Source organism: Companilactobacillus zhachilii (assembly GCF_003606365.2).
GTDB classification, from domain to species: Bacteria; Bacillota; Bacilli; order Lactobacillales; family Lactobacillaceae; genus Companilactobacillus; species Companilactobacillus zhachilii.
In genome coordinates, this window is record NZ_CP031933.2 from 2,375,727 (window position 1) to 2,389,994 (window position 14,268).

Annotated in this window: 14 protein-coding genes and 1 pseudogene; 6 read left to right on the forward strand and 9 right to left on the reverse strand. The window is 35.3% G+C overall.

The genetic code is table 11. The annotated features are described in order from the left end of the window. Positions 1-51: 51 nt before the first annotated feature. Positions 52-2,385 (forward strand): HAD-IC family P-type ATPase, encoded by a 2,334-nt coding sequence (locus D1B17_RS10980; protein WP_120141689.1) that lies wholly within the window; start codon positions 52-54, stop codon positions 2,383-2,385. Between the two features lie 343 nt (positions 2,386-2,728). On the opposite strand, the gene D1B17_RS12660 is transcribed toward D1B17_RS10980, so the two are convergent. From D1B17_RS12660 to D1B17_RS10990, 4 genes and pseudogenes are all read right to left on the reverse strand, one after another. Then, positions 2,729-2,884, reverse strand: a complete 156-nt coding sequence (locus D1B17_RS12660) for a hypothetical protein (protein ID WP_166806676.1) — start codon at positions 2,882-2,884, stop codon at positions 2,729-2,731. Between the two features lie 10 nt (positions 2,885-2,894). Continuing rightward, positions 2,895-3,059 (reverse strand): hypothetical protein, encoded by a 165-nt coding sequence (locus tag D1B17_RS12665; protein ID WP_166806677.1) that lies wholly within the window; start codon positions 3,057-3,059, stop codon positions 2,895-2,897. A gap of 96 nt (positions 3,060-3,155) precedes the next feature. Then, positions 3,156-5,318, reverse strand: a complete 2,163-nt coding sequence (locus D1B17_RS10985) for an SLAP domain-containing protein (protein WP_120141688.1) — start codon at positions 5,316-5,318, stop codon at positions 3,156-3,158. 426 nt (positions 5,319-5,744) lie between these two features. Then, positions 5,745-7,186: pseudogene (locus D1B17_RS10990) on the reverse strand (glycoside hydrolase family 1 protein). Positions 7,187-7,425: 239 nt separating this feature from the next. Here D1B17_RS10990 and D1B17_RS10995 point away from each other — a divergent pair. From D1B17_RS10995 to D1B17_RS11005, 3 genes are all read left to right on the forward strand, one after another. Then, on the forward strand, positions 7,426-7,899 hold the full coding sequence (locus D1B17_RS10995) for a DUF2975 domain-containing protein (protein WP_120141686.1): 474 nt from the start codon (positions 7,426-7,428) through the stop codon (positions 7,897-7,899). 7 nt (positions 7,900-7,906) lie between these two features. Beyond that, positions 7,907-8,122: a helix-turn-helix domain-containing protein gene (locus D1B17_RS11000; protein ID WP_120141685.1), complete on the forward strand. Its 216-nt coding sequence runs from the start codon at positions 7,907-7,909 to the stop codon at positions 8,120-8,122. Positions 8,123-8,223: 101 nt separating this feature from the next. Further along, positions 8,224-8,604, forward strand: a complete 381-nt coding sequence (locus tag D1B17_RS11005; protein ID WP_120141684.1) for a hypothetical protein — start codon at positions 8,224-8,226, stop codon at positions 8,602-8,604. Positions 8,605-8,624: 20 nt separating this feature from the next. On the opposite strand, the gene D1B17_RS11010 is transcribed toward D1B17_RS11005, so the two are convergent. Both D1B17_RS11010 and D1B17_RS11015 read right to left on the reverse strand, forming a co-directional pair. Then, complete coding sequence (locus D1B17_RS11010) at positions 8,625-9,605, reverse strand: ribose-phosphate diphosphokinase (protein WP_120141683.1); 981 nt, start codon at positions 9,603-9,605, stop codon at positions 8,625-8,627. 14 nt (positions 9,606-9,619) lie between these two features. Further along, positions 9,620-10,000: a YueI family protein gene (locus tag D1B17_RS11015; RefSeq protein ID WP_120141682.1), complete on the reverse strand. Its 381-nt coding sequence runs from the start codon at positions 9,998-10,000 to the stop codon at positions 9,620-9,622. A 120-nt stretch (positions 10,001-10,120) separates the two neighbouring features. Between D1B17_RS11015 and D1B17_RS11020 the strand changes: the two genes are divergently transcribed. Together D1B17_RS11020 and D1B17_RS11025 are read left to right on the forward strand one after the other, a co-directional pair. Beyond that, a complete protein-coding gene (locus tag D1B17_RS11020) occupies positions 10,121-10,360 on the forward strand; it encodes a hypothetical protein (RefSeq protein ID WP_120141681.1) in 240 nt (79 codons plus the stop codon). Between the two features lie 275 nt (positions 10,361-10,635). Then, positions 10,636-11,511: a DMT family transporter gene (locus D1B17_RS11025; protein WP_120141680.1), complete on the forward strand. Its 876-nt coding sequence runs from the start codon at positions 10,636-10,638 to the stop codon at positions 11,509-11,511. Between the two features lie 156 nt (positions 11,512-11,667). Here D1B17_RS11025 and D1B17_RS11030 read toward each other — a convergent pair whose 3' ends face one another. The 3 genes from D1B17_RS11030 to D1B17_RS11040 all read right to left on the reverse strand — a co-directional run bounded on the left by D1B17_RS11030 (position 11,668) and on the right by D1B17_RS11040 (position 14,261). Further along, the gene (locus D1B17_RS11030; protein ID WP_120141679.1) at positions 11,668-12,360 is read right to left on the reverse strand and encodes a WYL domain-containing protein; all 693 of its coding nucleotides are present in this window, start codon (positions 12,358-12,360) and stop codon (positions 11,668-11,670) included. A 201-nt stretch (positions 12,361-12,561) separates the two neighbouring features. Beyond that, positions 12,562-13,491: a type II restriction endonuclease gene (locus D1B17_RS11035; protein ID WP_120141678.1), complete on the reverse strand. Its 930-nt coding sequence runs from the start codon at positions 13,489-13,491 to the stop codon at positions 12,562-12,564. Further along, positions 13,488-14,261 (reverse strand): DNA-methyltransferase, encoded by a 774-nt coding sequence (locus D1B17_RS11040; protein WP_120141677.1) that lies wholly within the window; start codon positions 14,259-14,261, stop codon positions 13,488-13,490. Before D1B17_RS11040 ends, D1B17_RS11035 begins: the two co-directional genes overlap by 4 nt. Positions 14,262-14,268: the final 7 nt, after the last annotated feature.

A 14,268-nucleotide genomic window follows, 5' to 3' on the forward strand; every position in this document is an offset into this window, starting at 1 on the left:
TAAAGAGTATATAGCATTCAGTAGAAAATAACTAACAGTCGTAGGTAGAGTATGGTAAAAATAAAAAAGCCTAATAAATACACCAGTCTCGAATCCGGATTAACTGCTACACAGGTTGATACCAAGGTCAAAGCGGGGCTTACAAACGTCCAAATCAAAAAATTATCACGACCTATTCCCAAAATCTTGGCCGATAACTTATTTACACTTTTTAACTTTCTAAACTTAGTTATCGCTGTCCTAATTTTTTGGACTGGATCATATCGAAATCTATTTTTCTTAGGTCCTGTGATTGCCAATATTATTATTGGTAGTTATCAAGAAATTCGTGCCAAAATAACGATTGATAAAATCAGTCTTGTTAATGCGGCAACTTATACCGTTACCCGCGATGGCACTGAACAAGAAGTTGATATCGCCGATTTAGTTGAAGACGATATTGTCTCCATTAAACGAGGCGATACAATTCCAGCCGATGGTGTTGTCCGCTATTCTAACGGATTACAAACCAATGAATCAAGCATTACTGGTGAAGCCGACACTATCAGTAAGAAAACTGACGATGAAGTCTTTTCCGGTAGCTTTGTCATTGCCGGTCAAGCAAAGATTCAACTAACTCAAGTTGGTCACGAAAGTTTTGTTTCTAAAATTTCGTCAGCTGTCGGTAAGGAAAAACGTTCTGTCAGTGTCTTGATGAAAATTATCAATAACATCATTAAAATTTTAACATATACGATTATTCCTGTTGGGTTAATGTTATTTTTCCGTTCTTTCTTAAAGAGTGGGGATATTTCTAAAGCCATCTTAGGAACATCCGCTTCAGTTATCGGCATGATTCCTGAAGGTCTAGTCTTGTTAACTTCAGTTGCTTTGGCTACCGGAGCTTACAATCTAACCAAACGTCGCATCCTAGTTCGTTCTTTGAGTGCAATTGAAACCTTAGCCCGAGTCGACGTCTTATGTCTGGATAAAACCGGTACTATTACAACTGGTAAATTGACCGTTAAAGAAACTAAAACATATGGTGCCAGTGAACAACAAGTTCAAGCCATTGCACAAAAAATTGTTGACGCAACACAAGAAACGAATGCGACTGCTTTAGCTGTTCAAGCTTTAAATTCTACGCCATTGACAATCGATGTTGAGGAAGTTATCCCCTTCTCATCTGAAACCAAGTATTCTGGTTTTGTTGCAGCAGATGGAGTGCGCTACATTATGGGAGCTCCCGAGTTTATCATCAAAAATCCTTCAACTGAGATTACCAAAACTGTGGAAGACGCTGCTAAACATGGCTTTCGTGTTATCGCCGTCTTAAAAGAAAATCCGCAACAAAAACTTTTGGGATTATTAATGATTTCCGATGAAGTTCGTAAGCAAGCGCCAAGTACATTTAGTTACCTCCGCAATCAGGGTATCAATTTAAAGATTATTTCTGGAGATAATCCCGTAACCGTCGCTAACGTTGCTGCTCAAGCCGGCATTTCATCTGGAAAAGATTACATTGATATGAGTACGGTCACCGAAAAAGATGACTATCACGATTTAGTTAAAACGTATAAAATCTTCGGACGCGTTCGCCCAAGTCAAAAAGCTGATTTAATCAAGGCTATGCAAGATAACGGCTTGACTGTTGGGATGACTGGGGATGGTGTTAACGATGTTTTAGCTATGCGCCAATCCGACTGTAGTATTGCTATTGCCGGAGAAAGTGATGCCGCTGAAGCTTCAGCTGACTTTGTATTATTGAATCGTAATTTTGACTCAATGATCTTTATGCTTAACGAAGGACGCCGAGTTATTAATAACGTTGAGCGAGTCGCCTCATTATTCTTAATTAAAACCATTTACTCAGTTGTACTCTCAATTTTCTTCATCATTTTGGGTACAGGCTATCCTTTCCAACCTTCGCAATTAACCCCAATCAATGCTTTAACCGTAGGAATTCCCACCTTTCTACTAGCCTTAGAACCAAATTACACCCCACCAGCCGGACGATTTATGCGTAACGTTATGGAAATCGCCTTGCCAGCTGCCATTTGTAATATTTTATTGATAATGACAATATCGATTTTGGGAAATCATCTTAACTTTACCTATGAAACAACCTCTACCTTTGCAGTCTTTGCAATCGGTTTGATTGGCTATTGTGCTCTGATTTCAATCAGTAACCCACTGTTCATTAGGAAGAAAGTTATGATAGGAATTTCGATTGCCTTATTCATCGTAACGTTTATCTTTAGTGGCAATACATTTGGATTACAGAGCATTTTAGATTGGCAATACACTTATATTTACGTGGCATTGTTGTTGATCTCATGGCCATTATTTATGTTTATGAGAGAAGTATTAGGTAGAAGAGTTTTCTCTAAGATAAATTGGAAATAGAGAGAGGGCGGAGACAAGGCGGTCAGCTCCCGAGCATTTTCGTAGATTAGTCAATTGCACGCGATTTTGGCGTGTGATTGACTAATCTATGAAAAGCGGAAGGAGTTGCCTTGTCGTAGCCCATTTCAGAGCCACTGCCTATATAAATCAAAAGATATTTTAACAGTCAATGCATACATCAAATAGTTTAGGACAAAACTACTATTGTCTTTAAACATGCAGCATAAACGTGGAACAAAACATAGCTTTTTCCGCTTAAACCAAAAGGTGCCAGCAATCCAAAATCGGATTGCTGGCACCTTTGCTTTAATGCTCGAAAGCTGAACATGTTTTGTTCCACTCTCTATCTCTTAATTCTCCTAAGAACAATCGTACTAACAATCAAAATAATCACCAATGCTGCCCCAATAGTAGTTTGGCTAACATGCAACATACTCAGACCAAAGATGACAATAAAAGCGACGAAGCCCAAAATCATTCCCCGTGTTAATCTGTCCATGGTTTTCCCCCTATTTTTTGAATCTCATAATCAAGGCGATTGCATAGATGACTAGTCCAATCAAAACGGCATAGATAATACTTTGTAAAATACCATTCATTCTCAACGTTGAAATAATAGCAACAACTAACCCAGCTACCATCGCTACAACTAACATTTCAATCATCTGACGCATTCAATCAACCCCTTTACTTTAATACCAAGTGTACACTTTTGTGAAAGCGCAGACAAAAAAATACACTAATAATTAAATTAGTGTATTTTGACAAAACTATTTCAATGTTGAGTCTGATGCTTTAATCCATTCATCAGTTGCAACACGATACATCTTTTGACCTCTAATTGTTGCTGAACGGTCTGTGTACCATGGAGTATTTGTATCTAGGGCACGATCAATGATTACTTGTCCGCGACTGTTATAAACAGGTGTCAAATTTGTGCCATTTGTTGTGGCAACGGTTTGAAGAGGTGTGTATTTATATACATCACTAGCTTTTACATATTCATTTGTAGCGACACGATAGTATTCTACCCCATTGATGGTCAATGATTGATCGATAATCCAGCTTGAACCTTCTGAAAGAACCACATCATTGTTCAATTTACCACTCTTGTCATAAATCTTAATATAACCATTCTTTGGATATCCAGAAACAATGTTATCTTCAGTTTGATCTGATTTTTGAACATAAACAGTTGATTTTGGTGTGTCTTTATCAATCTTATAATTAATATCATCAGCACTGACAAAGGCATATCCTGTTGGGGCTTTAAGAACAATCTTTGATCCATCGGCACCCTTACCAGTTTGAGTACCTACTTCTTTACCAGTATCTTGGTCAACATAAGAAATATTATATGGTGTATCGGCAGCAACGACATACTTAGTTACATTTTGGTTATTCTTCAACAATAAGAATCCATTATCAAGAACTGATGCAAAAGCATAACCATCTGGAGCTGTTAAACCAATATAGTCGCCTAATGCGCCTTCGCTTTTGACTTGTGTTCCCACTTGTTTGCCAGTTGTCTTATCTCTAAATGTTACTGTATATGAAAGATTTCCTACTGTAGTTTGAATTGGCTTTACATAAATATCTTTGTTTGGTTGATCAGCGTTTAATTTTTGTGCAAAGTCGCCTACGTTTACTAATTGATACCCTTTTGGAATACTATTCAAAATAGTAGATGAACCATTATTACCTTTAAGCGTGTCCGTTCCGACTGGCTTACCAGTAATGATACTAATATAGTTAACCGTTGTATTAGCATCTTTAGTAACCTTGAAATCCATTTCAGTAGTGTCAGCGGCTATTTTCTGCGTTTGGTCACCACTAAAGGTATATCCCGTACCATTAGCAACATCTTTATCTATAGTTTCTCCAACTTCGCCTGACTTATCCATAGTGTAAACTGTATTTCCCGTATTAGCGTCCTTAAAGACAATCATATAGTTTATGGCTGTATCGCTGTTATCTGTAACCGTAACATTGCCCTTTCCACTATATGTTATTGCCTCTCCAGTTGCTGAATCATTTACAGTGTTACCCATTGAATCAATGGCAGTAATATTATAATTAACAGATACAGGATTTACTGATGCAGCTGGTGTATCTGTTGTTGTAGCAGAAAATTTTTGACCACTGTTGGCATCTGTAAAGACAAACGGATTTTTAATAGTGGTTGATGTCACAGATTTTCTATCTGGAACTGTTGGCGCACTGTATAGATTAACAGTTCCAGTAGCCGGAATACCATTTCCATAAATATCACTAGGAGTAAACTCTATATCACCACTAGCGGTAATTGAAACAGGGTTTGCGCTCAACTTTGCCGCATTAGTATTTCCATTCGCGTCATCGCCGTTGGTTGTCTTAGCAGTGACTATTTTACTTGAATTATTACCAATTAAATTGCTTATACTCTCATTAGCTTCGTTAGCTGACGTAAAGTTCATCGTTGTTCCTTTACTAAAGGAAACTGTTGGCATGGTTAAATTATATTTTACATTAACTGTTTTTGTTTTATTGTCCGATGTAGTATAGGTAACTGTTTTAGCGAAGCCATGTGAATCTGTGTCACCTATCGTCATAGGAACCAGTTGGCCACTATCATTAACAACATTTAATTCACCTTGTAAAGCTTTCGTAAACTCTGTACTGGATTTCTTACCAAAAATAGGCGCAGCTGTCAGAGTGGTCTCTTTATCAACTAGATCAGAAAACTTAGTCTGTGCATTAACTTTATTTACAGTAGTCTTTGAATCTAATAATTCATTAATTACTTGAATAGCATTTGTAAGTAAACTTTTATCAACAGTCAAAGGACTGTTTGTCGTACTTGTACTTGCAGCTTGAACGACTGAAGTATTTGCCCCTAAAATAGTGCTTGACAGCAAAATACCAGCCAAAACCATTTTCTTATATTTTTTCATAAACACATATCTCCCTGATAAATAATATATATCTACATACCTTAAGAATATCAGTTATGCATAAAAAAAGAAGGCATTTTTTGTCGAAAATGTCTTCTTTTTTCATAAATCTTAAATATTTTTTAAATAATTTTATTTAATAAAGGATTTTATTCTTTGCGACGATGATGCATGAAGTTATCATGGTCTTTTTCCATTCCACATAAATAGACCGCTGACAAGATAACGACCGCAAATAACGCTAATACTGCGTTTGGTTGATTCAAAAAATAGAGTCCAACTCCAAGTACTACTAATACAATGATTGATAATCTCAGCGTGACCCTCGGTATTTTATCTTTCATAAGTAATTACCTCTTTGCTTTGAGATTGTACTACTATTATGAAAGCTTTTTTGACATCACGCAATCACGACGCTCAGAAATTTTACAATTCTTCACCATTTGATTCGATAACTTTTTTGTACCAGTAATAACTCTTCTTTGGTGTCCGGCTGAAATCACCTTTATTGTCATCATCACGGTTAACATAAACAAATCCATAACGTTTAGCCATTTGACCAGTTCCGGCTGAGACCAAATCGATACAGCCCCAAGGTGTATATCCAATCAAATCAACGCCATCCTTGATAGCTTCTTTCATTTGTTCAATGTGACCTTTAAGATAATCAATTCGATAATCATCGTTGATAGATCCGTCTTTTTCAACGGTATCACGGGCACCAAGTCCATTTTCTACAACCATAATTGGAATCCCATAACGACCGTAAACATCATTTAGATACCAGCGAAGTCCTTTAGGATCCATACTCCAGCCCCATTCACTATACTTCAAGTAAGGATTTTTGACCCCAGTTGAAAAGTTTCCAGCCGCTTCACCTTTACTCTCATCGGTCGTCAAAGTATTTGATGAATAATAACTGAAACTATAGTAATCGACCGTTCCTTCTTTCAAAATTTCCGTATCCTCAGCGGTAATATTCAATTTTACATTGTGTTCATTCCAAAAACGTTGTGCAAAGTGTGGATAAGCCCGCGGACTTGAACATCACCACAGTAATAATTATTAATTTCGTTAGCCAATTGCGCCTTCAAAATATCATCCGGATTAGATGTCAAAGGATAGTTGACGTTACCTGCAATCATACAACCAATCATATTATCAGCATTGATCTTGTGACCAATTTTAACAGCTAGAGCACTCGCTACAAATTGATGATGCAACCCTTGCAAATTATTTTGGACATCTTCATCAGACATCTTGGGATTGAAAGGTGCAGCTCCGTCCTTAACTGGCAAGCCCAGTGACATATAGCCACCAAATAACATTCCGATATTGATTTCATTAAAAGTTAACCAGTATTTAACTAAATCCTTATACTCTGTAAACAAAGTTTTCGCATATTTAACATAAAAGTCGATAACTTTCCGACTACCCCAGCCGCCATATGCTTCAGTTAAATGATATGGCATTTCATAATGAGAAATCGTGACCAAAGGTTCAATCCCATATTTATGACATTCCTCAAAAACCTTACGATAAAAATCAAGACCTTTTTGGTTAGGCTTTGCATCGTCGCCATTAGGAAAAATTCTAGTCCACGCAACTGACATACGATAAGTTTTATAACCCATCCCTGCTAATAATTTAATATCTTCTTTATAGTGATGATAAAAATCACTACCTTGATGAGATGGATAATAAGCTCCCTCTTTGATGTCTTTGGTAAAGACACGTGGCTTATCATAAGTTCCACCTAGCAAAAGGTCAGCGGTACTGACACCCTTACCATCAACATCCCAAGCACCTTCATATTGATTAGCAGCAGTGGCACCACCCCATAAGAAATTCTTTGGAAATACACTCATATGCAATTACTCCTTCTTTTTTAACTATGTATATATGGTAACGCTTACCGAAAGAAAAAATAAACAATGAATTTATTTAAAGTAGCAAAACTTACCTGATAATAAACTTTTACCCAAGGCAAAAAGAAACTAACTGGGATGAACAAACATTTCATATACATTGAATTTCAATATATTTATATTGTTTATCGATATAAAATGGCGTAAAATACGTTTAACAAACAACAGGAGTATTTATTATGAAAATCAAAACAACGCTACTCAAATTAGTAACAACTGGAATCGATGCTTTCTTATTATTATTTGCTTTTATGTTAACCATGGGATTAACCTCATCAGTTCATGAACACTCCCTCTTCTTTCTTCAAATTACGACAAGCATTGCACTTTATGCGACCTGTCTCGTTGTTTTTGTCATTAGTTTTTATTTATTTCGTATTTTTCATTTAATTGATCAACGCAATTTCTTTACACAGACGGCCTTGCATTTTGTTAGAGTCGTTCGTTATTTATTCATCACCGCCTCAATCACACTGATGGGTACCTTGCCTTTTGTCTATTACAACGCTGACAAAGGCGATGCCCCTGGCCTAATTTTCATTGCTTTGGCCTTTGTGCTCGTACCTTTGGCCATTGCGGCTTTCATTTCAGTTATGGAAAAAATTCTCATCAATTCTATTAAATTCAAACAAGAAAACGAACTGACAATTTAGGTGACTTATGATAAAAATAAATTTAGATATACTACTCGTTCAACGAAAAATGACTGTAACTGAATTGGCAGAAAAAGTTGGTATTACACAGGCTAATATATCCATCCTCAAAACTGGTAAAGCTAAGGCTATTCGCTTTTCCACGCTCGAAAAAATTTGCCAAGTTTTAGCATGCCAACCGGGCGATATTTTAGAATATGTACCCGACGATTTGTCCAATTGATGTAATTCATTTAACTTCACAAAACTATCACAAATTATTTAAAATATATGAAAACAGCTATGGTAGAATTAATGAAAAGATAAATGAAAGGAGTCTTCAAAATGTCTGAAAAGATAATTGCTGTGGCCCTGGATATCAACAAGATTCCCTATGTTAATAATATTGAAGTTATTTTTACCCCTGGGAAACAAAAAATCTGGTATACATCAAATACCGTTTCCATCGAAATTCCCAGATACATTAAAATTGGTGATAACATTTTAAACAACCTAACTAAAAAGTTTGCAAAAAAATCAAAACGATACAATCGTCTCGAATTTAATTATTTTGCTAAAAAAGTTGCTAAGTCTTTGAGAAAAGCTGAGTATGATGAACTGGTTTTTGAAAATGATCAATTAAAACACCAAGTTATGTCAAAACTCAATAATCAAAAAACATACCGTGTTAGAAATACTAAAAGAGCTTTATCCGCTGAGGGATAAAGCTCTTTTTGATAACTCTATTATTTAATTTCTGTATAGCTATCACGTACTTCAAACAATGAATCAATTGATTCATTCAACTCTGTCATACGAATGGCGTCACCGACTAGGTCTGTCACTGATAAAATCTTTAGTTTATCAAATTTGCATTCGTCAGGAACAACGATTGAATCTGAAACTAAGACGTCCATCAAGATTGAGCTCTCTAGTCTCTTAGCAGCATCCTTAGAAAAGATTGGGTGTGTAGCTGCAGCTGAAATAGTTTTAGCACCAGCAGCTTGGACAGCTTTAGCACTATTAACCATTCTTGTACCTGTATCGATCAAGTCATCAACGATAACACATTGTTTACCGTCAACATCACCGATAATATCAGGAACAACTTCCTCATCTTCAGTTGATCTTTGGTCAACGATAGCAATTTGTGAACCGAAAACTTCAGCTAAAGCACGCGCACGTTTAGTTGAGTTATGATCTGGAGCTACAAAGACGAAATCATCTGGATTCTTGATTTTCTTTTCAAAGTAGCTGGCGAAAATAGGCATAGCACGCAAGTGATCAACTGGGATATCGAAGAACCCTTGGATTTGATCAGCATGCATATCAAGTGCAATCACACGATCAACACTACCTAATTCCAACATGTTAGCAAATAGCTTAGCTGAGATAGGTTCTCTAGAACGAGACTTTCTATCTGAACGAGTATATGCAAAGTATGGTAAGACACAAGTGATTTTGTCTGCACTGGCACGTCTCAATGCATCAACAGCAATCATCAATTCCATAAAGTTATCGTTAACTGGATCTGAAACTGAATGGATAATGTAAACGTCTCGACCACGAATACTTTCATTAATTTGGATGTTAATTTCGCCATCACTAAAGTGTGAAACTGAAGCATCCAATAATGGAATCCCCAAATAGTCAGAAATTCTCTTAGCTAATGGTTTGTTACCATTTAAAGAAAGTAAAGCAATTTTATCTAATGAATTATTAGACATATTGTCCTCCAAAATTATATAAGCACTGGTTTATCAACAGGTTTACCCTCGTTAGCAATAACTAAGCCCATGTCATTATCAGTCAACGGACGGTCTCGATTACGCATTCCCGATTGTGAAACTATTGTAAACTTATACTTTAATTTTACACTCAAACGGAGGTAATTATCCAGTATATATGAATCTATTTTTCCATTTAAATACAGATGATACCCTGGATATTTTTTCATAACGCTTTCAACCGTCGTCTGGTTCTCGGGATTTTTAATTTGTGCAACTGTCAAAGCAATCGCCACGCGTTCCGCAAAATTACCGAGGAACTTGTTCTTCTCATCCGGTTTTAATTGTGGTTTCCCAAATATATTATCTTTGATGTAGTCTTCAACATTAGTCATTTTTTACCCTCCATATGCCATAGTATAGCCGAGATGTCGATGTAATAAAAGAAAGACAAATACTGCTTTATCTTCCGGCAAAAATGTATAATGAACATAAAGAGAAAGGATGTGTTACTTATGGACGAAATGGTATTTTTTAATCCCGGCGATGCAATTGCCAACTCAAAAGACTATGGCGAGGCAGTCCGTGGAGCACAAATTTATAAGGCTAAAGATCCTTATGAATCATCCCTAATTATTGCTGAGGATGTCAGTGACAAGAAGAGTTTTGCTGTTTACTTTGCTAAAGATGAAAAATCAGACGTTAAAGATTCTGATAAGAGTGTGGTTCAATATCACTTGAAGAAGAAGATTTAAAGAACGTGGAATAAGAACGTGGAATAAAGGTTAGATATTTTTTCTTGGTATAAATCCAGAAATAACATCTAACCTTTTTGATTATCTTCAATTTCAAATAATGTGGCTTTTATTTTCTATATCGAATGTTATAATACCTTTTTATTATGTATAAAGAAGGTGTTCAAATGATTTATTCACCACTAAATGAATGTGATGTTCCAACTATCCGTTAATCAACGGGTAGTTCCGTTGATTAATTTCTCAAGAAATTAAATAACGGAAGGAATTTTTCTATGAATTCAAAAAAAGTATTAGGTTCAGTTTTATTAAGTATGTTAGCTTGTATCTGGGGTGGGATGTTTGTTGTCGTCAAGATAATTGTTGACGAAATTCACCCTATCCAATTAGTTTGGTTGCGTTATTTGATAGCGATAATTTTTCTAATGATATTTTCATTATTGAGAAGGGAAAAATGGCATTGGAATTGGTCAGATTTAAGATTGATATTTTTAATTGGACTGATTGGTAATACAATTTCAATTGTTGCTCAAGAAACTGGAACCTGGTTATCCAGCGCTCAAACAGGAGCTGTTATCACTTCAGCAACACCAACATTCATGTTGATCTTTGCTTGGCTAATTTTGAAAGAGAAAATGACTAGTGTAAAAATTATTTCAGTTATTATGGCAACACTAGGCGTAATAATGATTGTGGGACTACACTTGTCTGGAAACTATATTCTTTATGGGGTCTTGTCGCTGATTGTTGCTGCCTTAACTTGGGCCTTAATGTCTGTTTTAGTAAAAAAAGTAAACCATTATAGCTCATTACAGACAACTATTATTTCAACCATGGTGGCTATTGTTTGCTTAACTCCAATAATTATGTTGAATCCCTCAGCATTAGGTAATATTAACTTTTTAAATATTAAAGTAATCCTTTGCTTATTTTATTTGGGTGTTATTTCAACAGCCATGGCCTTTGTAATGTGGAATCAAGGCTTGAAATTAGTTAATGCCAGTTCATCAGGATTATTTTTTCTACTACAACCAATTGTTGGTACATTGCTTGGATGGCTATTATTAGGCGAGAGTATTAGCATTAGTTTTATAGTGGGAACAATTTTAATAATTGGAAGTGTTTGGTTCTCAATTAAATTCACAAAATAGATTCTGCTCTCGAGCATTAAAAAATGGCACCAGTAATCCAGTTTTGGATTGCTGGCGTCATTTATTTTAAGCGGAAAAAGCTATGTTTTGTCCCAAACTCACCATTTAGTTTAAACAAGAAAACTATGTCTGATTATTCATTTACGCCACGAATCTTTAATCACGTTCAATTGAAAATTGTTTGTTAATAATTTGACCAACATCGAGACGTTTACTTGCTGGAACATTTACTGCTCTACCTTTAGTCGTTATTTTATCAAAATTATCCATCCGATAAAGAACGGTTTTATCTTCGTCAATTAAATACATCATGACATAAAAGTGTTGATCCTCATAATGAATACCCAAAGGCACACCAATCTGCACTAAAGAATTATTTTTCTCATTATATTCAAAAGTAATCGATTTTTTAGCAATTATCCATTTAGAAAATTGTTCGACTCTTGGCAAAATTGGACTCGTTACTGATGATGTATAACTTTTATTAGTCATGGCCAGCAACTTCTTAATTTTTGATTGGTCCTCTGTGGCAACTAATTTAATTAGTTTATTTGTCACTTCAGTAAGTTCCTCTTTGGGCATCGCTTGACTATTAATTACAATTTTTAAAATAGCCAAAATTTCGGCTGCATTAATGACGCCATTATCAGTGACGTAATGTTTCTTTTGAGTGCTATCATAATGCAATGTATGATTTTCATTAAAGTACTCATTATCACGAATTGCTTCCAGATCCCGGTGGTAAGTTCGACCTGATTTTCCATAGAGTGCAAGATAACCATCTAAATCAATTTTCTCTCCTTGCAACATTCCCATAAGTACATTAACAACTCTTTCACTAGTGTTCATTTGCTCATCCCCATTTTCTGATACTTAGGATTCATCAAACGGCTTAATGATTAATCCTTATAACAGATTTCAGGTTATCATCATGGTGCGACACATTATGACAATTGACGGTTTTGAGCAAAATTTCTTAAAAAAATGTACTTTTATTTAAAGAAAGACGACTCCAAGGAACTATCCCTCAGAGCCGTCTTTTTAAATAAGCTACTTATTATTCAGAACAATATCTTTCAAAAACCCATTATTAACCATTGTTAAGTTAATAATATTTGGAATTGATTGAAACGCCTCACTCATAGGATTCTTAGCAGTGTTCCATCCCAATCCATCACTTATCCAAACAAAGTCAACATTACTAGCATTCTTTAAACTCGTATTATACATATCACTGAATTCGCCCGCAACGGCTTTTAACTTAGAACCTCCACCATTGTAAAAGTTAGTCTCTATAACAGTGACAATATTAGTATCAGGATTGTAGACGGCCCCATCATATCGCCGACCACCGTTCCGTTTCTTATCCAAAGATTCAGGAACAACTAATCCCCACTTAGACTTTATGCTTCGTGCAGTTGCTTGGGTCGAATATTCAAGATTATTATTCTCTACCAACCGTTTTAAATTTATTTCCAAAATATTTTCATTTTCAGTACCACCACGATTTTTCCGTCCGTTACTATCCAATCCAACTTGAACTCCAAATACGTAATCTACCAGTGAAGAACCAATTTCATTATTTTTAAGCACATCTAACAATCCTGTAGCATCCAAGAATTTAATATAATCATCAATTTTACTTAAATCCGGGTTGATAAAATCAAACTCATTTACTTTCATCTCTCTATCGCCAAAAGAAAATGAGTTCATTTTTTCATCTCTGCTGGCCAACATTATAGGAATAGATCTTAATAATTTAGGTTGTGATAAAAAGAGAGATTTGGCTTCCTCCTTGATATTATTTTTACCCAACAAATAATTCAAAGTGTTTAGGTTTATCTCATGTTCTTTAATGTTATTTCTAACATTTTCCCAATTAACCCAATAAGTAGGTCTTCTATTCGTCGATATCCTTGTATTCATAAAATACTCAAATTTATCATTATTTGATAATTTTAAATATGATTTCAAATTCATTGTATCTTGCCCACTTTCTCATTTCGAAAATCTTCAACCCTATGCTTTGCAATATCCAAAAAATCTTTTTCACTATCTACCCCAATAACTCTAATATTCAAAAGTTTTCCAGCAACTGCAGTTGTTCCTGAACCAACAAACGGATCTAGAACTAAAGATTTATTGTTTGTAGATGCTTCTAACAGCCTAATCATAACCGCCAATGGTTTTTGTGTCGGATGCTTACCAAATCTTTTTTCAGATTTGTTTATTGTCGAAGTAGTCCAGACATCTTTCATTTGCTTATGATTATTTATTTTCCTCATATGATCATAGTTAAATAGCTGCTTACCATCTTTCTTTTTTGCCCAAAGAATTGTCTCAGTGGAATGAGTAAACATCCTTCTACTTAAATTTGGAGCAGGATTAGACTTTTGCCATGTAATATTATTCAATATTTTAAAACCAACTTTTGGTAATAAATATCCAATAATATAAATATTATGCATTGAGCCAAAGATCCATAAAGTACCATTGTCCTTTAAAACACGGTAACTTTCTTCAAGAATCTTGTTATAAAAAGCCTCAACATCCACGTCGCCCTTCTCATCCCATTCTCCTTTATTAACACTAACTTGTTTTCCGCCGCTATTAGACATTCCACCATTGCTTAAAAAATAAGGTGGATCTGTCGCAATCACATCAATAGATTTGTCTGGAAGGCTCGTTAAATATTCAAAAGCATCGGCTAAAACTAGCTTTACATTATTATCCCCGTATACTTGCTCCAATATAAAT